A 23034-nucleotide genomic window follows, 5' to 3' on the forward strand; every position below is an offset into this window, starting at 1 on the left:
AGGGTTTTTTTTATAAAACACTTCGTTTATAATGGAGGAAAATATCGACATGAGATTGGTTATTCATGTAACGGTTTGGTAGTGTTAGGAAAAGAAGGGGTGCCCGCGCATCCTTTTTTCTATGCAGATATTATGAAAGGGGTGGTATTATGGAATTAACATTAAATTCGACTGTATGTTTACACACGATTCAATTTCGAAAAGAGCAAAAGAATTATATTGTAAAAGATACAATTACAGGAGAAAAATATGAAATGCCGCCACTTTGGATTGATGCACTGGCGATGATGCGTGACGGTTTTTCATTGGGAGAAATTGAGGAGAAATTAAAAGAAGAGTATCCGGCCGAAGAAGTAAATATGTTAGTATTTACGAGGCAACTATTAGAGCTAGAACTTGTTGAAATGGTAGATGGAGAAGAGATAGCTTGTACAAAGAAGAAAGAAAAAGATTATTTAGCTTGGGTACGCCCTCGTGTGGAACAATTATTTCTTAATTTAAATAAAAAATATAGAAGCAAAGATCAGTAATGATCTTTGCTTTTTTTGTGCAATACAAAATAGGTATTCACCCAAATAAAGTTGCTTGCATATTGTAGCTTATGTAAATAGAATGCTGCGAAGGAGTGAGTGCAGTGACAGGGAATGTATTGAATTATTATGCTGGTGGCAATACAGCTAGAGGATTTCATAATTTATACGAAGAGAATTTAAAAGGGCTAGACAGGTTATTTATTTTAAAGGGTGGTCCAGGAACGGGCAAATCTTCTTTAATTAAGGCAATAGGTCGTGAATGGCTTGAAAAAGGATATGATATTGAATTTTTACATTGTTCTTCAGATAATAAGTCAGTCGATGGTGTGATTATCCCGGAATTAAAAGTCGGAATTGTTGATGGGACATCACCACATGTTATTGAACCGAAAATGCCAGGGGTTGTCGAAGAGTATATTAATTTAGGTGTTGCTTGGGATTCGGATAAATTAAGAAAGCAGAAGCTTGAAATTGAACGATTTGTATCAGAAGCGAGCCGGGCTTTTCAAGCTGCTTACGGGTGTTTTAAAGAGGCACTCGTTATACATGATGAGTGGGAGAAAATATATATTGATAACATTGATTTTGATAAAGCAAATGAACTAACAGATCAGCTAATTCAGAAATTATTTGCAGATAAAAGCGGGAAACAATCGATTGTGAAACATCGCTTTTTAGGAGCTGCTACACCGAAAGGAGCAGTTGATTTTGTTCCTAATTTAACAGAAGGATTACCGCATCGTTATTTTATAAAGGGGCGCCCAGGCTCTGGAAAATCAACAATGCTCAAAAAATTAGCTAAGGTAGCAGAAGAAAAAGGGCTTGACGTTGAAGTATATCATTGCGGATTTGACCCGAATAGTCTTGATATGGTTATTGTAAGGGAATTAGGGTTTGCAATTTTTGATAGCACCGCACCGCATGAATACTTTCCAAGCCGTGAGGGAGATGAGATTATTGATATGTATGATCTCATTGTTGCACCAGGTACAGATGAGAAGTATGCGAAGGAAATTCGCAGTGTTTCTATTCAATATAAAGAGAAGATGAATGAGGCGATGTCTTTCTTAGCAAAGGCAAAATCAGTTCGTGATAAATTAGAACGAATTTATATTGCAGCTATGGATTTTTCAAAAGTGGATGCATATAAAGAGGAGATTCAAAAAGAGTTTGAACGAATTGCCGCTGCTGTAACTGAAAAGAAAAAATAAGTGTTTTGTTAGGCTGTCGGGAATTTTCTGACAGCTATTTTAGTATGTAGTAAAATGGCCGTATACTTGTCGAATTTCCAGGGAAATGATCAAAAAATGGGGAGGGTATGAAATGAGAGAGAAAATTGAACTAGAATTAGAAAGAATTGAAAAAGAGAATGATGTGAGAATCTTATTTGCCGTGGAATCAGGAAGCCGTGCTTGGGGATTTCCATCGAAGGATAGCGATTATGATGTTAGGTTTGTTTATATAAACCCTGTAGAATGGTATTTATCCATTCATGATAAAAGAGATGTAATTGAGTATCCGATTAGTGATGATTTAGATATAAGTGGTTGGGATATTAAAAAGGCATTGCAATTATTTGCAAAGTCAAATCCAGCTTTACTTGAGTGGATTCGATCACCAATTTTTTATTTGAAAAACTCTAGTTTTCCAGAACAGCTTCAGCAAATGAGTGAAAAGCATTTTGATCCAAAAGCAACGATATATCATTACTTACATATGGCGGCAAAAAATTATCGTGAATTTTTACAAGGTGAGAATGTAAAGTTGAAAAAGTACTTTTATGTATTGCGTCCTATTTTAGCTTGTAAATGGTTAGAGGAGAAGTCGACTTTTCCTCCTGTAGAATTTGATCGATTGATTACAGAATTAGCGTTAGAACGTAGCGTATTAGATGAAATTGAAAAGTTGTTAGTAAAGAAAAAAGCAGGTACTGAATTAGATCTTGGATTGAAAATTAAGGTGTTAAATCAATTTTTAGAAGAACAAATTGATTACTATCAGCAATACGTAAAAGGAATTGAAAAGGGATTAGGGATTGATATTGAAATTTTGAATACATTATTTCGCGAGATGTTGTTTGAAGGATACAAAAAAGAGCACAAGTAAGTTTGTGCTCCTTTTTTTGTTTGGAGGAATAAAGAAAATACATATAGCTACGATAAGGTCTACAAATGATAACGAATAAATCATATTGTATGTTTTATTCGTTATCAACTCGTTTTAATGGTTGATCTGCTGGACCTTCCATAACATCCCCGTCAATTGAAAAACGGGAACCGTGGCAAGGGCAATCCCACGTACAATCACCGTTATTCCATTCAACTTCACAGCCGAGGTGGGTACAAGTTGTATCGACGATATGTAATTTTCCTTCTTTGTCTTTATAAGCACCTGCTCGTTTACCGTTGACATGTACAACAGATCCCTCTCCAACTTCAAGATCTTCTGGCTTACGTAATGCTGTTTCAATTTTTCCTTCAATTAAATGTTTCGCAACATCAATGTTCTGCGTAAGGAATGTTTTTATATCTGAATTTGCATGAAAGCGTGACGGTGCAAACAGCTCTTTATATGGACTGTGGACTTTTAGAATGGAATCTTTCAGTAAATGAGCCGCGGCAGTTCCAGTTGTCATTCCCCATTTGCGATATCCAGTTGCAACAAATATATTTGGATTTCTTTCGTTAATATGTCCGATATAAGGGAGCTTGTCTAGAGTAATCAAATCTTGCGCTGACCATCTATAGGGAACTTCATCCACTCCAAAAGTTGTTTCAGCAAAAGAATATAGTGCTTCATAATGAAGCATCGTATTTATTCCTTGTCCTGTTTTATGACTTTCTCCGCCAATTAAAATTAATTTTTCTCCATTACTTGTTATAGAGCGTAAGGAGCGTTTTGGATCATCAATACTTAAATACATCCCACCTGGATAATCCGTTTTTGCTTTTATTGCGAGAGCATAGGAGCGTTCTGCGTACATTCGCGTAAAGAAAAAGCTATTAGCATCATAAAAAGGAAAATGTGAACAAGAGACAACATATTCGCAAGTGATACGATGATCACCCTTTGTAATGACTTGTGGATAATCTCCTTTCTCCACATCCATAGCTGTTGTTTGTTCATAAACTTTGCCGCCCATCTCTACAAACTTTTCTAAAAGTGTTTTCAAATAAAGGAGGGGATGGAATTGTGCCTGATTTTTCATTACAAGTGCAGATTGTACTGGAATCGGAATTGACAGAGATTGAACATAGTCACAAGGTATATTTAGTTTTTGATAGGCTTCATATTCTTTCGATAAATTTCTTAATCCATTATTAGTAGTTGTATATAAATACGAATCTTCATTTGAGAAATTACAGTCGATTTTATATGCTTGCACAGTTTCATTTATGAATTGTAGAGCGTGACTATTTGATTCATAGTAAAGACCGGCCTTTTCCAGACCGAAATGATTTATTAATTCATCATAAATAAGATCATGTTGTGCTGTTACTTTCGCCGTTGTATGTCCAGTCGTTCCGTTTAAAATAAGGCCAGAATCAATTAACACAACGTCGATGCCTTCTTTCGCTAGTAAATAGGCAGTAGTTATACCTGTAATACCAGCACCGATAACAGCAACTTTTGTTTTTATATTTTCGGATAAACGGGGGAAAGTAGGAAACTGAGTAGATTCAATCCAATAAGATAATGGCAATTGTGGGAATGTATCACTTGTCATAATGGAAACCTCCTGATTTAGAACAATTTTCCTTTTAATATTCCCATATTATATGAAATTCATGTGAGTTGTTTTAGTAGCATTCTGTTTTTGTTGATAAAAAGAAAAAGTTATTTCAATATAATTATTTTTGTAGGTAGTATGGCGGGGTGAGTTTTGTATGAAACTAACTTCAGATGATTTTAGTTGTTAACTATGCAGAGAATTCTTGAATAAGATACAGTCTTTGTTGCTAGAATATATTTGTCTATATATTTGATGAAACCTTATGAAATCCATGCTTTTTCTTTAGTGGAATAAAGTATAATTATAAAAATATAACCAACTTTTATTACTAGGTCATAAAAGTTGTTGACAATATAGAAAGTCTATTGTTATGATTCATCATGTGGAAAGGTTGATAGAGAGTAAAAAGAGAAATGTTTTTCATTGATAATAAAAGCGAAAAAATAAGTGACGATAGAGTGAGTATATTTTCCTTATGATAAATGCTTTTTGGAGCACTGAGTAAAATCAATCTGGAAGCAAGAATTACTATATGCAAGTTGCGCAGGGCGCGGCATAAGAAAGGGGCAAAAGGATGAAGGAGCTTCATACGTTTGGGTGGTATGCAGCGCGTGTATCACCACATTTGCCGAAAAAAGCATTTAAACCAGTTCCGACTCGTTTATTTGGTGGACTGGCTTATTTACTGGTGGCATTGGCTGGTTTAATAACGATTGGGGTATTTGAATTGAATGTGTGGGCAAACCTAGGAATTGCAATTGTTCTTGGATTATGTTTTGCTTCACTTGGATTTTTAGGACATGAAATTTTACATGGAACAGTTGTAAGAAAGGCATGGCTTCGTGACTTCTTAGGTGCGATTGCATTTATGCCGTTATCAACAGGTCCGAAACTTTGGAGAAAGTGGCATAATGCAACGCATCATGTTCATACACAGCATGAAGAAAATGATCCAGATGCATGGCCAACATTTGAGAAGCTTAAAAAGAGTAAGTTTTTGAGTTGGGTATATCGCATGCCTCTTCATGTACGTTCATTCTTTAGTTTTCTGTCACTAACAATTCAATTTACTTTACATTCGACTCGAATGTTCTTTCATTTTATAAAGGAATTTAAGTCATCCAATCAAAAATCTGTATGGCTGCAACTTCTTTTGCCTTGGACAGTTTGGATTAGTTTATTATTTATTATGGGACCTGCAAAATGGTTATTTGCATATGTGATTCCGTTGTTAATTGCTAACTTTATTGTAATGGCATATATTGCAACAAATCACCGCTTAAATCCAATAGTTCCAGTAAATGATCCGTTAGCAAACTGTTTATCAGTAACAGTGCCGCGCTGGGTAGACGTTTTACATTTCAATTTCTCATATCATACAGAGCATCATCTGTTTCCTGCTATGAGCTCTAAATACTATCCGTTAGTAAAAGACAAAATTAAAGAAATGTGGCCGGAACGCTATCACGAAATGCCAATGACAAAAGCTTTGGGGGCATTATGGAATACACCACGTGTGTATTATCAAGGAAGTGAATTGGTGGATCCGCATAGAGAGCATTTTTATGGTTCTTTAGGAAATGGACTAGACCCTCATAATATTTCATATCGTGAGGAACATATAGAAGAAAAAGAGAGTATTAAAAAAGTAAATCAATAAAAGTTGATATATTTGTGCAGTGAAAAAGCAAGCCATCTCAGGCTTGCTTTTTCTTATAAAGAAACTTCTTTTTTGTTCTTTGCCCTAACTTGAACTGAATTTGTTTCTTTTCTTTGTAGTCGTTTCTCTAAAAGATTAACAAAGTAAGTAAATAGAAGAACAAGTACGAGATAGTATAAACCAACGATTATATATGTATCTAATTGTTGGAAGTTACTTGCAGCAATTGATAAACCTGATCCCCATAATTCGGATAGTCCTACGTAAGCAACGAGTGAAGAATCTTTCAATCCGATAATAAATTGATTCCCTAGAGGAGGAAGAGATAGGCGAAATGCTTGTGGTAATATAATTCGGCGCATAGCTAAAGGATAAGGCATACCTAAAGAGCGAGCTGCTTCCAATTGTCCTCGATCAACGGATTGAATGGATCCACGAAAAATTTCAGTAATATATGCACCGTTATGAATTGCTAAAGCGATTGCTCCTGCCCAAAAAGGGGTGAAAACAATAACAGATGTAATACCGAAATAGAGAATTGCGATTTGAACAATTAAAGGTGTACCACGAATAATGGCGATATAGACATGAGCAATACTATTTAAAACTTTATTGTTAGAGATTCGAAAGAAAGCAAATAGTAATCCAATTAATGAACCGAGTACTAGGGAGGTTAATGTTAATTGCAATGTGACAATAGTAGCCTTTAAGAGTGTGGGATAGGTAGAGATAAAAATATCAAACATGTGCTTCACCTCATAATTGTATGGATTTTAGTAGAGAATGAAATGCCCCACATAAAATGAAACTTTTATCAGTGGGGCACGGTTTATGAAATCTTTGAATAGATAACTTACTTCGTTTTTTCCTCTTCTCCAAGAATATTACGACCAAACCATTTTTTACTGATTTTTTCATACGTGCCATCTTTAATGATTTCATCTAAAGCCTTATTTACTTTCTCAACCATTTCTTTATCATCCTTACGAATAGCAATTCCCATTTCATCAAGGTTTAATGGTTTACCTGCTTCTTTTATATTTGATTTACCTTCTTTCATCATTCGAAGACCAACCATTTGATCAGTGATTACTGCATCAACACGTCCAGGCTCTAAGTCCATAAGTGCAGTAATATCACTATCATATTCTGTAATTTGATCTGTATATTTTGCAACAAGGTCTTTAAAGGTACTTGCCTTTACAACTCCTATTTTTTTACCTTTTAAGTCCTCTGGAGAGGAGATAGACGTATTCTTTTTGGCTACAAAAATTTGTGCACCAGAGCGATAATATGGATTTGAGAAATTCACGGCTTTTAAGCGCTCCTCCGTAATAGCCATACTACCTAATATCACATCATACTTTTTCGATTGCAGACCTTGAATTAATGTTTCCCAAGGGTTTGTAACAGGAACTGGCTTCATTCCCATTTTTTTTGCGAGAGCGGCACCTATTTCAACATCAAAACCGACAAGTTTTCCGTCATTTTCTTTATAGTTAAAAGGTTTGTATAAACCACTCATCGCATAACGAAATTCTTTTTCACCATTTGATGAAGTAGTTGCGCTTTCCTTACTACAGGCTCCTAGTATGAAGGATGTACATAGAGTAATACTCGCAACAATGGTTAATAGTTTTCTTTTCATAAAACCCCTCCTATATATTGATCATACGGATTGTGTTCAATATGTTACGGAGATTATTCTATTTGGACAATTAGTTGTGTCCCGTATGAATACATTTCTTTACGTTTGAAACAGAAGTTACATTATAAAATGTTACGTAAAAATTGTTTTGCTCGTTCATGTGATGGAGCTGAGAAGAATTGTTCGGGAGGAGCATCCTCTACAATTTTTCCATCATCCATAAAGATGACGCGGTCAGCTACATCTCTTGCGAAATTCATTTCATGGGTAACAATAACCATTGTCATTCCTTCTTCAGCAAGTTCTTTCATAACTTGCAATACTTCTCCAACAAGCTCAGGATCTAAAGCTGATGTAGGTTCATCAAATAGCATAATTTTAGGATTCATAGCAAGAGCTCGAGCAATCGCAATGCGCTGTTTTTGGCCACCTGAAAGGAGGTGAGGAGTTACATCCGCCTTGTCTTGTAGGCCGACCTTTTGCAAAAGCTGATTCCCGATATCTTTTGCATTTGCTGCTTCCAATTTTTTTACGTGAATAGGTGCTTCTATGATGTTTTCTAGTGAGGTCATATGAGGAAAGAGGTTAAAGTGCTGAAAAACCATACCGACATTTTCACGGACTTTGTTTAAATTTGAATGCTTTGGATCAATTCGCTCACCTTGTAAGTGAATTTCACCTTCATCGTACATTTCTAAAAAGTTAAGACAGCGAAGTAATGTACTTTTTCCGGAACCACTGGCACCAATTAAAACAACAACTTCTTTTTCTTTTACTTCTAAATCAATTCCTTTTAAAACATCGAGTGAGCCAAATGATTTTATTAGATTTCGAACTTGAATCATACAAAACCCCCAGTCAAAAATATATTTTACAAATGTTGCCCCTTATTTCTGTTATTAGTCATAAATTGTCAGAATCCTTTATTTTTTTCATAGGATTTGATATTCAAAGGAATAATGATTTTAAAAAATCTCTATATCTTTCTATAACGAAAATATGGATAATAATATATAGGTAGTATGTATATTACTTATGAGGAGGAATGAGAAATGGAAAAGGAAAAGAAAACATTTTCCTTTGGCTTACGTACACAACTTATGCTATTCACTACAGTTTTAGCTTTCATTACATATTCAACAAGTATATTTTTTATTTACGTGATATACGATTATTTTCAAATTTATGTAAGTCAAACGGTATATAATATTATCATTATGTTATTAGGTGTAGTATGGTCTGGAATTTTAGCATATGGAGCAGCCGTATTTTTAATTAAACCGCTTCGAAAGTTAGAGGAGGCGGCAAGGAAAGCGGCTGAGGGTGATATCCGTGAAGATGTTCCATTGCCGAAGACAGATGATGAAATTAAATCTTTAAGTGTTGCATTTAATATGATGCTAGGAAATTTAAGAGGCATGGTAAAAAATATTGATACAACATTTTCGTATACAAATAATCAAGTGCATCAAATTAGAAAACAAACAGGAGAAGCAACGAAGCAAGCACAAGGTGTATCTGAGACACTTGCAGAGATTTCTTCTGGTGCTGAGCAATCAGCAGCGTCAATCCAGGCGATTGTCTCTGCTGTTGATACAACAACTTCTATTGCAAGTGAAGTAGAAGAAAAAGCAAAACAGTCTGATGAGTTGTCTTCAGAAATGGTCCAAGCTTTAGGGCAAAGTACTCGTGTCTTTACTTCTTTAATTCAAGGTATTCAAACATTGGCGAAAGAAAATGAAGATTCAATGCAAAATGTACAGAAGTTAGAAGAAAGAATGAAACAAGTAGAACATATTGTGTCTGTTGTGAGTGAGATTGCTAGCCAAACTAATTTATTAGCACTAAATGCTTCTATTGAGGCAGCTCGTGCAGGCGAGCATGGAAGAGGGTTTGCAGTTGTTGCGGAAGAAGTACGCAAACTTGCTGATGAAAGTGATCATTCTGCAAGAAACATATCGCAATTATTACGGAATATGCAAGAAGAAGTGCAACAAGTCGCGATGAAAATGACTGAGCAAGTAAAGACAGCTAAAGAAGAGGCGAAACGCGGAGAAGCTACAGAACTAATTTTAAAAGAAATGTCATCAAGTATTATGGAAGTCGCCGATGCAACTCAGCAAATTAGTAGTTATATGAATGAACAAGTGAGTCATATTCATCAAACAGGAGCACAAACAAAGGCTGTAGCGGCAATTGCTGAGGAAACATCAGCTGGTTCACAAGAAGTGGCACGTGTGACGCTGCAACAATCCGAAAATATGATGGCAATCGATCAATTATTAAAGGATTTAGAGAAGCAATCAGCCGATTTAAAACAAACAATTGAGCGATTTTCAATGTAAAAGGGAAGAACAGTATTCTGTTCTTCCTTTTTACGTATGAAAAGGGGGGATGCTTTGTTGAAAATGAAAAACATTGCATGGATCATATAAGGTCTTCACCTTACGTAGCCTTTGAAAACTAGAACCATAATAACTAGTTTGCCAATTTTTGATGTCGATATCGGGCCAATTGACATAGTCACCTAGTGTATAAGGATCTAAGCTTTCTCGTAAATCTTTAACCCAGCGTATATTTTTATTTTCTTCATCATCGCATTTCCAAGAAGTAATATATTCTTGCGCAATAATCGCTTTACGATGGAAATAAGCTGTTTCATTCGGAAGAATATTTTCCACAGCACCTACGAGTGATTGATGCCAAATACTCGCATCTTTATTTGGTGCATGAGAAAGAAAGTGCTGCATAATTTGAATACCTTTCAGGGGAATAGGTTTATATACGTAGGAACCAGAGCGCTTGAAATTTTCAGGGATATTACCGCTATTAAAGAATTGAACAGCCTTTATATAAGGAACTTCATCTATAAAGAGAGAGGGGGTACCAGTTTCAAGAAGAGGGGATAATAAGGAATGGAGTTCAGAGGGAGAGCCAACAAACTCACCTTGTGCTTCAATTTTGTTTTGTTGCTTTGCGAATAATTCAATTGATGAAGTGAGACGTTCGTCTATATAAGGCGCCCAGTTTTGCCAAGCTTGAAATGCAGCGATAAAATCTTTCCATTCCCATGTAAGTGAGAAAATGGATACGTTTTTTATAGGATGGACTCGAAAAGTTAAAGAAGTAACAATTCCGAAGTTTCCACCACCACCGCCACGGCACGCCCAAAACAAGTTAGGGTTTTCTTGTTCGTTTGCACGAATGAGTTTTGCGCCAAATTTACCGCATGCTTGTACCATTTCAACTTCTACTAATTGATCACATGTTAATCCAAATAAGCGTGAAAGCATACCGATGCCACCGCCGAGTGTTAATCCAACAATTCCAACGCTTGCACTTGTGCCAGCTGGTATTGTAACACCATAATTCCAAAGCTCTTTATAAACAATGCCAAGATTTGCACCAGCTTCAATTGTTGCTGTTAATTTATCTGTATTAACAGTAATGCGATGCATTTCACTCACATCAATAATAAGTCCTCTATTTAAAAGAGAAAAATTTTCATAGCTATGACGTCCGCTTCTTAAGCGAAATGGTATATGGCGTTCACGTGCCCATTTTAAGGCGTTACAGACATCATTTTTATTTTGGCAAAAAACAATAATACAAGGGAGTTTTGGAATACTTAAATTTAAATTCATTCGGGCTACGTCGTAGTCCGGATCTGAGGGGACAACGATACGACCTGTTAATTTTGTTTGTTTCAATTTAGCACTCCTTTCTAAAATAATTAGAGCTTTGTATTAATGTATGAGAAGTGTATGTAACGTGCGTGGACAAGAGCGGGTGCAGAATGAGATTTCCTTTTGTGAGAAATAAATAAAGCATAAGAATAAGGAATCTACATAGAGTTCAATGAAAACAGTTGCAAACTATTCATATTTTGTTATGATAGTGTTACGAAAACGTTTGCATAAATTTCTGATGGGATGCAAAAGGAGAGAATGATTATGAATAAGACATGGTGGAAAGAAGCGGTTGCTTATCAAATTTATCCACGTAGCTTTATGGATTCAAATGGTGATGGTATTGGAGATTTACAAGGTATTATTGCAAAACTGGATTACTTAAAAGATTTAGGTATAGATGTAATTTGGATTTGTCCAATGTATAAGTCACCTAATGATGATAATGGTTATGATATTAGTGATTATCAAGATATTATGGATGAGTTTGGTACAATGGCAGATTTTGATGCTTTACTAGATGAAGTTCATAAGCGTGATATGAAGCTTATTATTGATTTAGTTATTAATCATACGAGTGATGAACATCCATGGTTTATTGAATCTCGTTCATCTAAAGACAATCCGAAGCGTGATTGGTATATTTGGCATGATGGTAAAGATGGCGTAGAACCAAACAACTGGGAAAGTATTTTTAATGGTTCGGCATGGGAATATGATGAAGTAACAGAACAATATTATTTACATTTATTCTCACGCAAACAACCAGATTTAAATTGGGAGAATAAAGAAGTTCGTGAAGTGTTATACGATACAGTTAACTGGTGGCTTGATAAAGGAATTGATGGTTTCCGTGTTGATGCGATCAGCCATATTAAAAAAGAAGATGGCTTTAAAGATATGCCAAATCCAAAAGAACTAAAGTATGTACCATCTTTTGATAAACATATGAATGTGGATGGCATTCAACCTTTATTAGAAGAGTTAAAAGAAAATACATTTTCTAAGTACGATATTATGACTGTTGGTGAAGCGAATGGCGTTAAGATTGAAGATGCTGAGCTTTGGGTTGGAGAAGAGCAAGGTAAGTTCAATATGGTATTCCAATTCGAACATTTAAGCTTATGGGATGCAGAAAAGAAGAAAGATCTTGATGTTGTAGGGCTGAAAAAGGTATTAACGAAATGGCAAAAAGGATTAGAAAATAAAGGATGGAATGCTTTATACATCGAGAATCACGATAAGCCACGTATCGTTTCAACTTGGGGAGATGATAAACAATTTTGGCGTGAAAGTGCAACGGCTCTAGGAGCGATGTATTTCTTTATGCACGGTACACCGTTTATTTATCAAGGACAAGAAATTGGTATGACAAATGTTCAATTCCCAAATATTGAAGATTATGATGATGTAGCAATTAAAAATTTATATCGTGAGAAAATTGCAGAAGGCGTATCGCATCAAGATATGATGGAAATTATTTGGGCTTCTTGTCGTGATAATTCACGTACACCTATGCAGTGGAGTGCTGAGGATAATGCTGGTTTTACAACAGGAAATCCTTGGTTTGGTATGAATCCAAATTATGAAGAAATTAATGTGGAAAAGCAAAAAAATGAAGAGGGGTCGATTTTCAATTTCTACAAGAAAATGATTGCCTTGAAAAAAGAGCATGATGTATTAAATTATGGTACGTATGATTTACTTTTAGAAGACGATCCACAAATTTATGCTTATACACGTACGTTACAGGATGAAAAAGTTATTGTAATTAGCAATATCTCAAAAGAGGAAGCTGTGTATAATGAGAGTTTATTCGCACTAGAACGCAAACGCTTGCTTTTAAATAACTATGAAGTTGCGGAACATGAACAAGTAACTTCAATCATGTTAAAACCTTATGAAACAAGGGTTTATCGCATTTCATAATAAAAAAGGGTGCTCCTGGAGCATCTTTTTTTATGAAAAAAAATAAATTTCTATTGCAAAGTGAAAACGCTTTTATTAAAATAGATTTATGAAAACGGTTGCGTAAAGAGATAAAAATAAAGTTTTGTAAGGAATCGTTTTCACAAAAGAAACAGAAATTATAATTTAAATCGTTATGTTGTTATAAATAAAGGGGAGGAAGAACAGATGAAAATTACGTCTTTTGATTTTTGGCAAAAGTTCGGGAAGGCATTATTAGTTGTTGTAGCTGTAATGCCAGCAGCGGGCTTAATGATTTCCATCGGTAAGTTAATTGGGATGTCTGCTGGGGATATTAACGCAGTTCATACAATTGCTCGCGTAATGGAAGACATCGGTTGGGCGATTATTACGAATCTACACATTTTATTCGCAGTAGCAATTGGGGGATCTTGGGCGAAAGATCGCGCAGGTGGTGCATTTGCAGCACTATTAGCATTCGTCTTAACAAACAGAATTACAGGAGCTATATTTGGCGTAAATACTGAAATGTTAGCGGATTCAAAAGCGACAGTGTCTTCAGTATTAGCAGGAGATTTACTTGTAAAAGATTACTTCACTTCTGTACTTGGTGCACCAGCATTAAACATGGGAGTTTTCGTAGGGATTATCACAGGTTTCTTAGGAGCTACTTTATATAACAAATATTATAACTATAACAAACTGCCACAGGCATTAGCATTCTTTAACGGAAAACGATTCGTACCATTCGTTGTAATTGTTTGGTCTACAGTCACTGCAATTGTATTATCACTTTTATGGCCATTCATCCAAAGTGGATTAAATGAATTTGGTCGCTGGATTGCAGCTTCAAAGGATAGTGCGCCAGTTGTTGCACCATTTGTATATGGAACGTTAGAGCGTTTATTATTACCATTTGGATTACATCATATGTTAACGATTCCGATGAACTACACAGAGCTAGGTGGAACATATACAATGTTAACTGGCTCAAAAGTTGGACAAGTTGTAGCAGGGCAAGATCCATTATGGCTTGCATGGATTACAGACTTAAATAACTTATTAGCAAGTGGAGATACGAAAGCATATAACGACTTATTAAATAATGTTGTACCAGCTCGCTTCAAAGCGGGACAAGTTATTGGTTCATCTGCAGCTTTAATGGGTATCGCATTCGCGATGTTCCGTAACGTAGATAAAGATAAGCGTGCAAAATATAAACCAATGTTCTTATCAGCTGCATTAGCAGTATTCTTAACAGGTGTAACAGAACCAATTGAATTCATGTTTATGTTTATTGCACCAGTACTATATGTTGTGTATGCAATTACAACAGGTCTTGCATTCGCATTAGCAGATTTAATTCATTTACGTGTTCATGCATTCGGATTTATTGAGTTAATTACTCGTACACCAATGATGGTTAACGCAGGTTTAACAAGAGACTTAATCAACTTTGTCATTGTTTCATTGGTGTTCTTCGGTCTTAACTTTACGTTATTCAATTTCTTAATTAAAAAATTCAATTTACCAACGCCAGGACGTGCAGGTAACTATATTGATAATGAAGATGAGTCATCAGAAGGAACAGGAAATGTACAAGATGGTTCATTAGCAACAAAAGTTATTGATTTATTAGGTGGAAAAGATAATATTGCTGACGTCGATGCTTGTATGACACGTTTACGTGTAACAGTAAAAGATTTAGATGTTGTTGCACCAGAAGCACAGTGGAAACAAAATGGTGCTTTAGGACTTATCGTAAAAGATAAAGGTGTACAAGCGGTATATGGTCCAAAAGCTGACGTATTAAAGTCAGACATTCAAGATATGTTAGGTGCGTAATAATATGAAATTGCTAACTTTAAATTGTCACTCTTGGCAAGAAGAGAATCAAATGGAAAAGATTAAATATCTTGCTAAAGTAATTCAAGAAGAAGAGTATGATGTAATCGCATTGCAAGAAGTAAGTCAGTCGATACAGGCTGGAAATGTATGCGGTAACAAGAAAGAAGATAATTTTGGACTTTTACTATTAGAAGAGTTAAAAGCGTTATATGTAAAAGATTACAATATTACTTGGGATTTCTCTCATATTGGTTATGATGTGTACGAAGAAGGATTAGCGATTATAACAAAGCATACTATTATAAAAGAAGATACGTTCTTTGTATCAGAAAACAAAGATACAACGTATTGGAAAACACGCAAAATTGTAAGTGCAACAATTGCTTATAATGGTAAGAATATAACGTTTTACTCTTGCCATCTCGGTTGGTGGAATGATGAAGAAGAGTCATTTAAAGATCAAGTTGATCGTTTGGTGGAGCGTGTAAATAGCAATGAACTTTCCTTTTTAATGGGTGATTTTAATAACAATGCTCGTTTGGAAGGCGAGGGTTATGAGTATATGATGCAAAAAGGTTTGTATGACACATATGAACTAGCGATAGAGAAGGATGAAGGAACAACTGTCCAAGGCGAAATTGCTGGTTGGGATGAAAATAAACATAATTTGCGAATCGATTTAATACTGTGTAACCAAAATAAAAATGTTCGTTCTTCAAAAGTTATTTTTAATGGTACAAACCGAAACGTAATTTCAGATCATTTCGGTGTAGAAGTTCAATTAGATATATAATAGAAGAAATCCTCACAGATAATAAAAATCTGTGGGGATTTTTTTAGAAATACAAGTATTTCCAAGAGAAAATACTTGTATTTTTTATGACATTTCCTATATATTTGTTGTTACTGAATGTAAAACCGATTCAGTCATTTTGTATTCATGTTTTTACTTACTTCGTTATATAATAAAGTAAGTGAAATATTTAATAGGGAAAATAGTGCATTTTCGTTTAATCCACGATGTAGAAAGTGATATAATTGCAAAATGTGTGCATCATTTTCTAAAGAAGGAAAAATATATAATTAGGTGATAACTTATATGAAACAAATTTGGCGTATTTACAAAACAGATTTACGGAATGTGGCCAAACATTGGGCTGCAATTGTTATTGTATTAGGTTTGATGGTTCTACCATCGTTATATGCATGGTTTAACATTAAAGCTTCTTGGGATCCTTACGGAAATACGAAAGGAATCCAGATTGCAGTTTCTAACCAAGATGCTGGGACAAATTTAAGAGGAAAAGATATTAACATTGGGGAAGAAATTGTAGATTCACTTAAGAAAGACAAAAATTTTGGGTGGAAGTTTGTTGATGAAAAGCAAGCAATTTATGGAGTAGAGCATGGAGATTATTCTGCAAGTATTACTATCCCAAAAGATTTTTCGGAAAAGATTGCAACAGTCTTGAATGAAAATCCAGAGAAACCGGAAATTGATTATTACGTAAATGAAAAGGTGAATGCCATTGCACCGAAGATTACAGCTAAAGGTGCATCGGGTCTTACAGAAGAGATTAGTAAAAACTTTGTTAAAACAGCAAACGGTGAGATTTTTAAAATCTTCAATGAACTTGGAATTGATTTAGAAACTAACTTACCGAGTATCGAGAAAGTAAAAGATCTTGTGTTTAAATTAGAAGCTCAGTTCCCAGAAATGAATACACTTATGGATAAGGCGTTAGATGATGCGACTCAAGCCGAAGATATTGTAAAAATAGCACAAAAAGATTTACCTGTTGTAGAGAGTGTAATAAATGATGGGCAAGAAGCGTTGGCAAATTTAGATAAGTTCTTTGCGAACCAAGATCAAACGTTGAAAAACGCTCCAGGAACGATAAGAAATGATTTAGTAGTAGCAAAAGGCGTTATGGATAGTGCAGCTGCATTTACTGACTTTTTAATGAATCCAGGTGTAGACTTAAATATTCCAGAGTTGAATGGATTACCTGAATTCCCAGCTAGACCAGATCTTTCTAAGCTGAATAGTGATGGTTATAAGAGCATAGCTCAAAATATTAATCAAACAGTAAATAATGTTTTAAGTTCATCACGTGCAGGAACAGCTTATGGAAAAAGTGTTTTAAATGGATTACAAAATGGGAAATTTGATCCAGAACAAGCAAAGAAAGATTTAAATGCTGTATCAGATCAATTGCAAGCTCGCACAGATGGCATTGCGTATCTTATTAATTTCTTTACTGAACTTCAGAAATCCGTGACGACTGATTTTGGTAAAAACTTTTTCCAAGGACGAGTGGATCACTTAACTAAGCTTAAAGATGGTATGGAAAATGCGAATAACGGAATTAAAGATGTTGTAAATGCTATTGGTACAGGACAAGAAGTAAAGAAAGATGTAACAGATGTAGCTAATCAAAAATTAGATGCAGCAAATGCATTAATTGATCAAGCTGAAAAAGATTACAATGAAACATTTGTAGCAGATTATCAAAAAGCAGTTAGTACAGTAGATCAAGCTAAAGTTGATGCAAATGCAGCATATGATAATGCAAAAGCAGATTATGATAAAGTTAAAAATAGTCTTGAAGATGCAAAAGCAGATTTACAAAATAAAGGTATTAACGGTTTAGATTCAACAAAAGTAGCTTTAAACAGCTTAAATGGTCAATTCCAATCTGGCATCGGCTTAATTAACGATATGATTCCAGTTCTAGAAAGTACAAATAAGATTTTAGCAGATGTGAATAGTGATAAAAACCTTAATAATGGAATTGCAAAGTTAAATAAAGCGAAAAGTAGTTTACAAAAAGGTGTAGACGCAACGAATAAGGGAATTACCCTTATTAACAATGGACAGAAACCTACAAAAGATGTAATTGAAAGTATTAATAATGCTGCGAAAGACGGGTCAGCTCAATTAACAGATGTATTATCGACGTATGATTCAGAAATTGTACCAGGCTTTAATACAGCTATCGCTCGTACAAAAGAGATGTCTAAAAATACAACTCAAATTTTAAATGATGCAGACAAAAAGCTTCCAGATGTGAAGAAGTTACTAGAAGATTCATCAAAAGGCTTAGTAGACGGTAGAAAGAAATTAGCAGATATTAAAGCTGAAATGCCAGCTACTGAGAAAAAGATTAAAGAGTTAGCAGATAAAATTCGTGATTTTGAATCAGAAGAGGATATAAAAGATATCATACGCTTATTGAAAAATGATGTTGAAAAGCAAAGTGATTACTTTGCGAATCCAGTAAATTTAAAAGAGAATAAATTATTTGCAATGCCGAACTACGGTTCAGCGATGTCACCATTCTATACGGTGCTTGCATTATGGGTAGGCGCGTTGTTAATGGTTTCATTATTAACGGTAGAAGTACATGAAGAGGGTGCTAATTATAAGAGCCATGAAATATACTTCGGACGTTTACTAACATTCTTAACGATAGGTCTTTCACAGGCATTTATCGTATCGATGGGGGATATATTCCTACTCGGTACGTACGTAGTCGATAAATTCTGGTTTGTGTTATTTAGTTTATTTATTGGGGGAGTATTTGTTTGTATCGTGTACTCACTTGTTTCTATTTTCGGAAACGTTGGGAAATCGATGGCAATTATTTTACTTGTACTGCAAGTAGCAGGATCGGGTGGTACGTTCCCAATTGAAATGACACCACCGTTCTTCCAAATGATTTATCCATTCTTGCCATTCACGTACGCAATTAGCGCAATTCGTGAAACTGTAGGTGGAATGCTTTGGGATATAGTAACTAGAGATTTACTCGTGCTAACTGCTTTCGTAGTTATCATAGTTGTGGCGGCATTAGTACTGAAAAAGCCAATTAACAAATCAAGTGAAAAGTTTGTTGAGAACGCAAAAGGAAGTAAAATTATTCATTAAAAATAAAAGGATCCTACCGAGAGTGGTAGGATCCTTTTTGTTTAATCAAATTTTAATTTTTTTAATGCTTCGGCGAATGGGTTGTTTAATGGTTCTTCTTCTTTGTTCTGTTGTTTCATATATTTTTGAACATCGCGTTTATCAGCTTTGTTTCCAGATTCTTTTTTACGTCTTTCTTGGAATGTAGAAAGTTTTTCACGATAGCCGCATTTACATGCGAAAATTTGGCCAGCGCCTTCACCGCGTAATTCTAATTTTTTCTTACACTGCGGGCAGCGTGCGTTTGTAGTGCGGGATACATTTTTACGGTGACCACATTCACGATCTTGGCATACAAGCATTTTACCTTTTTTACCGTTTACTTCTAACATCGGTTTGCCGCAGTCTGGACAAGACTTCGTTGAAATGTTGTCATGTTTATATTTTTTATCACTCGATTTAATTTCAGAAACAATTTCTTTCGTATAGTTTTTCATTTCTGCAATGAATACTTCTTTTTTTAATTTACCCTTTGCGATAGCCTCAAGCTTTTGTTCCCATTCACCAGTTAGTGTAGGAGATTTTAATTCTTCTGGTACTAAATCAAGTAACTGACGACCTTTTGAAGTGATGTGAATATCTTTACCACGTTTTTCAATTAAGAATGAATTGAATAGCTTGTCGATAATATCAGCACGCGTTGCTACAGTACCTAATCCGCCAGTTGATTTTAATGTGTCAGCAAGTTGTTTGTTTTGCGTATCCATGTATTTTGTTGGGTTTTCCATCGCTGAAAGTAATGTTGCTTCATTAAAGCGTGCAGGTGCTTTTGTTTGACCCGATGTTTGGACAATTAATTTTACGTTTAATGTATCGCCTTTTTCGATGCGAGGTAAGATTTGTTCTTTCACATCGTCTGCTACATCGTCATCTTCAAATCGATTCGCATATACTTCTTTCCAACCAGAACTTAAAATTGTTTTGCCACGTGCGATGAACGTTTCGTCACCAATTTTTGTGCGCAGGGTTAGTTGTTCATATTCAAAGGCCGGGAATAAAACGGCTAAGAAACGTTTTACAACTAAATCATAAATTTTACGTTCTTTATCTGTGAAAGCTGAGAAATTCACATAGCTTTCCGTAGGGATAATCGCGTGATGATCGCTTACTTTACTATCATCAACAAATGATTTATTAGATTTTACTGGTTTCTGTAATACTTTATGAGCTAAAGGACGGTATTCTCCTACTCCACATGCTTTTAAACGTTCTGGAAGTGTTCCAACGATATCAGATGAAATATAGCGTGAATCTGTACGAGGATACGTTAATACTTTATGTTGCTCATATAATTTTTGCATAATATTTAAAGTTTCTTTTGCAGAATAACCAAAAATTTTATTCGCATCGCGTTGTAATTCAGTTAAATCATAAAGACCAGGAGCGAATGATTTTTTCTGCTTTTTCTCAATTTCGACTACAGTTGCGTTTTGTTTATCGATCTTTCTTACAATTGTATCGATCTTCTCTTTATTAAAGTTACGGCCATTTCCTTTTGCATCTTGCCAAGTCAATTTTAACTTGTCAGTTGTGTGAGCTTCGATACCGTAGTATGTTTGAGCTTTAAAGTTTTTAATTTCGTCTTCACGACCGGCAATGATAGCTACAGTAGGTGTCTGTACACGACCACAATTTAATTGGGCGTTAAAGCGAGTTGTTAAAGCTCGAGTCGCATTAAGACCGATATACCAGTCAGCTTCTGAACGCGCAACTGCCGAAGCATATAAATTGTCATATGCTTTACCTGGTTTTAAATTTGCAAAACCATCTTTAATTGCTTTATCAGTAACAGATGAAATCCATAGACGTTTGATCGGTTTATTAGTTCGAACTTTATCAATAATCCAACGAGCGACCAATTCTCCTTCACGCCCAGCATCTGTCGCCACAATAATTTCATTTACATCTTTTCTAAGTAGCTGACTTTTCACAGCATTAAACTGTTTACCAGTTTGTTTAATAACTGTTAGTTTCAAACGTTCAGGTAGCATTGGTAAATCTTCTAAATTCCACTTTTTGTATTTCACATCATAGCTTTCTGGGTCTGCTAATGTAACGAGATGACCCAAAGCCCAAGTTACAATATATTTACTACCTTCAAGATAGCCGTTTCCTTTTTTATCACACTTCAGTACGCGAGCAATATCTCGTGCAACGGAAGGTTTTTCAGCGATTACAACGCTTTTTACCATATTAAAAACATCCTTTCAAAATTCCATACGTTAAATATAGCATACATTTTCTTGAGATTCAGTTACGCTCAAAGTTTGAATGATTTTTGATGAAAGTAAAGAACTTGTTATTTTATTAGAATAAGAGTAGACTCTGAAGTAGATGAATAATAAACACATGGGAGTTTGTGGATGCAAACTGAGAGTATGACCAATCCGTCATTGACCATTTGAACCTGTTGGATAATGCCAGCGTAGGGAGAGTGTAACAGCACATGTTCAGGCACTTTGCGTACGCAAAGTGCCTTTTTGTGTATCTCCCACCATTATAGTTAGGAGATGAAAAAAATGAATGTACAAGAAATTAGTAAAGTAGTGGATTTAGTAAGAGATTCTAATCCGCTCGTTCATAATATTACAAATGTTGTTGTCACAAATTTTACAGCGAACGGTTTGTTAGCGTTAGGGGCATCGCCTGTAATGGCGTATGCAAAAGAAGAAGTAGCAGAAATGGCTAGCATTGCTGGAGCGCTAGTATTAAATATGGGGACACTTCGTCCTGAAGAAGTAGAAGCGATGTTACTTGCTGGTAAATCAGCAAATATGAACAATGTACCTGTGTTGTTTGATCCAGTTGGTGCAGGAGCGACCTCTTATCGAACAGAAGTTGCAAGACATATTCCAGCTGAAATAGATTTAGCTATTATTCGCGGAAATGCAGCTGAAATAGCTAACGTGATTAATGAGAGATGGGAAATTAAAGGGGTAGACGCTGGTACTGGAAATGGCAATGTTGTAAGTATTGCAAAACAGGCAGCAGACGAATTGAATACAGTTACGGTGATTACTGGAAAAGAAGATGTTGTTACAGATGGAGAGAAAACTGTTCTTATTCGAAACGGCCATCCTATTTTAACGAAAGTTACTGGAACAGGTTGTTTACTAACTTCTGTAATAGGAGCTTTTGCAGCGGTAGAAAAAGATTATGTAAAGGCAGCCGTAGCAGCATTAACATTTTATGGAGTAGCTGCGGAACTAGCAGCGGCTAAAACAGTAGAAAAAGGACCTGGTAGTTTCCAAATTGAATTTTTAAATCAATTAGCGAATACAACTTCAGATGATATTGAGAAGTATGGAAAGATTGAGGAGTTAGAGTAAGAGGGAGTGAAAGAAATGGCACGCATTGAAGTAGATAAAATGTCAAAGCTATTGCAAGTGTATTTTATTATGGGAAGTAATAACTGCATGAAGGATCCTTTAGCCGTATTGAAAGACGCGTTAGACGGCGGAGTAACACTTTTTCAATTTCGTGAAAAGGGAGAAGGAGCTTTAACGGGAGAGAAACGTCTACAGTTTGCAAAAGGGTTGCAAGCACTTTGTAAGGAGTATGATGTACCGTTTATTGTAAATGATGATGTTGAACTAGCCATCGAATTAGATGCAGATGGTGTACATGTTGGACAAGATGATGAGGGGATTACTTCTGTTCGCGAAAAAATGGGTGATAAAATTATCGGTGTATCTACACATACAATTGAAGAAGCACGCTGGGCAATTGAAAACGGAGCTGATTATTTAGGAGTTGGCCCTATTTTCCCAACGAATACAAAAAAAGATACGAAAGCTGTGCAAGGAACAAAAGGATTAGCTCATTTTAGAGAACAAGGAATTACAGTGCCGATTGTTGGTATTGGTGGGATTACGATTGAAAATACTGCTTCCGTTATAGAAGCAGGTGCGGACGGTGTTTCAGTTATTTCGGCAATTAGTTTAGCGGAATCTGCGTTTGAAAGTACAAGGAAATTAGCTGGAGAAGTAAATAAAAGTTTGTAGAAAAGGGCCATGTAGTATTT

The 23034-nt window shown here is 35.3% G+C and carries 17 protein-coding genes, 1 pseudogene and 1 riboswitch; of the genes and pseudogenes, 12 read left to right on the forward strand and 6 right to left on the reverse strand.

Annotated elements, in window-relative coordinates; translation table 11 throughout:
- Window positions 1–149 precede the first annotated feature (149 nt).
- The 3 genes from COC96_RS25225 (at window position 150) to COC96_RS25235 (ending at window position 2639) form a co-directional block, all read left to right on the forward strand.
- On the forward strand, window positions 150–530 hold the full coding sequence (locus tag COC96_RS25225; RefSeq protein ID WP_097904943.1) for a hypothetical protein: 381 nt from the start codon (window positions 150–152) through the stop codon (window positions 528–530).
- A gap of 95 nt (window positions 531–625) precedes the next feature.
- Window positions 626–1744 carry a PRK06851 family protein gene (locus COC96_RS25230; protein ID WP_141535902.1) on the forward strand — a complete coding sequence of 373 codons (1119 nt, stop codon included), beginning with the start codon at window positions 626–628 and terminating at the stop codon, window positions 1742–1744.
- Window positions 1745–1856: 112 nt separating this feature from the next.
- The gene (locus COC96_RS25235; protein ID WP_098269685.1) at window positions 1857–2639 is read left to right on the forward strand and encodes a nucleotidyltransferase domain-containing protein; all 783 of its coding nucleotides are present in this window, start codon (window positions 1857–1859) and stop codon (window positions 2637–2639) included.
- A 94-nt stretch (window positions 2640–2733) separates the two neighbouring features.
- On the opposite strand, the gene COC96_RS25240 is transcribed toward COC96_RS25235, so the two are convergent.
- Complete coding sequence (locus COC96_RS25240; RefSeq protein ID WP_098269684.1) at window positions 2734–4260, reverse strand: FAD-dependent oxidoreductase; 1527 nt, start codon at window positions 4258–4260, stop codon at window positions 2734–2736.
- Between the two features lie 580 nt (window positions 4261–4840).
- On the opposite strand from COC96_RS25240, the gene COC96_RS25245 reads away from it, so the two are divergent.
- Complete coding sequence (locus COC96_RS25245; RefSeq protein WP_098269683.1) at window positions 4841–5926, forward strand: fatty acid desaturase family protein; 1086 nt, start codon at window positions 4841–4843, stop codon at window positions 5924–5926.
- Window positions 5927–5979: 53 nt separating this feature from the next.
- Here the strand turns inward: COC96_RS25245 and COC96_RS25250 are convergent, their stop codons facing one another.
- From COC96_RS25250 to COC96_RS25260, 3 genes are all read right to left on the reverse strand, one after another.
- Window positions 5980–6681, reverse strand: coding sequence for an amino acid ABC transporter permease (locus COC96_RS25250; RefSeq protein WP_141535903.1), 702 nt, complete (start codon window positions 6679–6681; stop codon window positions 5980–5982).
- A gap of 98 nt (window positions 6682–6779) precedes the next feature.
- Entirely contained in the window at window positions 6780–7574 is a 795-nt protein-coding gene (locus COC96_RS25255; RefSeq protein WP_098269681.1) for an ABC transporter substrate-binding protein, read from the reverse strand.
- Between the two features lie 122 nt (window positions 7575–7696).
- Window positions 7697–8419, reverse strand: coding sequence for an amino acid ABC transporter ATP-binding protein (locus tag COC96_RS25260; protein WP_098769609.1), 723 nt, complete (start codon window positions 8417–8419; stop codon window positions 7697–7699).
- Between the two features lie 372 nt (window positions 8420–8791).
- Here COC96_RS25260 and COC96_RS28720 point away from each other — a divergent pair.
- Both COC96_RS28720 and COC96_RS25270 read left to right on the forward strand, forming a co-directional pair.
- Window positions 8792–8977: pseudogene (locus COC96_RS28720) on the forward strand (HAMP domain-containing protein); the annotation flags it as partial.
- Between the two features lie 15 nt (window positions 8978–8992).
- Complete coding sequence (locus tag COC96_RS25270; RefSeq protein WP_441296599.1) at window positions 8993–9919, forward strand: methyl-accepting chemotaxis protein; 927 nt, start codon at window positions 8993–8995, stop codon at window positions 9917–9919.
- A gap of 30 nt (window positions 9920–9949) precedes the next feature.
- On the opposite strand, the gene COC96_RS25275 is transcribed toward COC96_RS25270, so the two are convergent.
- Window positions 9950–11284, reverse strand: coding sequence for an FAD-dependent oxidoreductase (locus COC96_RS25275; protein WP_098769612.1), 1335 nt, complete (start codon window positions 11282–11284; stop codon window positions 9950–9952).
- A 243-nt stretch (window positions 11285–11527) separates the two neighbouring features.
- On the opposite strand from COC96_RS25275, the gene COC96_RS25280 reads away from it, so the two are divergent.
- The 4 genes from COC96_RS25280 (at window position 11528) to COC96_RS25295 (ending at window position 18971) form a co-directional block, all read left to right on the forward strand.
- A complete protein-coding gene (locus tag COC96_RS25280; protein WP_098269677.1) occupies window positions 11528–13192 on the forward strand; it encodes a glycoside hydrolase family 13 protein in 1665 nt (554 codons plus the stop codon).
- A 207-nt stretch (window positions 13193–13399) separates the two neighbouring features.
- A complete protein-coding gene (locus COC96_RS25285) occupies window positions 13400–15037 on the forward strand; it encodes a PTS transporter subunit IIBC (protein WP_098269676.1) in 1638 nt (545 codons plus the stop codon).
- A 4-nt stretch (window positions 15038–15041) separates the two neighbouring features.
- Entirely contained in the window at window positions 15042–15833 is a 792-nt protein-coding gene (locus COC96_RS25290; RefSeq protein ID WP_098769614.1) for an endonuclease/exonuclease/phosphatase family protein, read from the forward strand.
- 306 nt (window positions 15834–16139) lie between these two features.
- Complete coding sequence (locus COC96_RS25295) at window positions 16140–18971, forward strand: YhgE/Pip domain-containing protein (protein ID WP_098769615.1); 2832 nt, start codon at window positions 16140–16142, stop codon at window positions 18969–18971.
- A gap of 41 nt (window positions 18972–19012) precedes the next feature.
- On the opposite strand, the gene topB is transcribed toward COC96_RS25295, so the two are convergent.
- The gene (gene topB / locus COC96_RS25300) at window positions 19013–21202 is read right to left on the reverse strand and encodes a DNA topoisomerase III (protein WP_098269673.1); all 2190 of its coding nucleotides are present in this window, start codon (window positions 21200–21202) and stop codon (window positions 19013–19015) included.
- A 147-nt stretch (window positions 21203–21349) separates the two neighbouring features.
- A riboswitch (TPP riboswitch) is annotated at window positions 21350–21459 on the forward strand.
- A 70-nt stretch (window positions 21460–21529) separates the two neighbouring features.
- Here topB and thiM point away from each other — a divergent pair.
- Window positions 21530–22339 (forward strand): hydroxyethylthiazole kinase, encoded by an 810-nt coding sequence (gene thiM / locus COC96_RS25305; RefSeq protein ID WP_098269672.1) that lies wholly within the window; start codon window positions 21530–21532, stop codon window positions 22337–22339.
- A 15-nt stretch (window positions 22340–22354) separates the two neighbouring features.
- On the forward strand, window positions 22355–23014 hold the full coding sequence (thiE, locus tag COC96_RS25310; protein ID WP_142340039.1) for a thiamine phosphate synthase: 660 nt from the start codon (window positions 22355–22357) through the stop codon (window positions 23012–23014).
- Window positions 23015–23034 lie beyond the last annotated feature (20 nt).

Origin of the sequence: Bacillus cereus, from assembly GCF_002577405.1 — a bacterium.
In the GTDB taxonomy this organism is placed as follows: Bacteria; Bacillota; Bacilli; order Bacillales; family Bacillaceae_G; genus Bacillus_A; species Bacillus_A cereus_AU.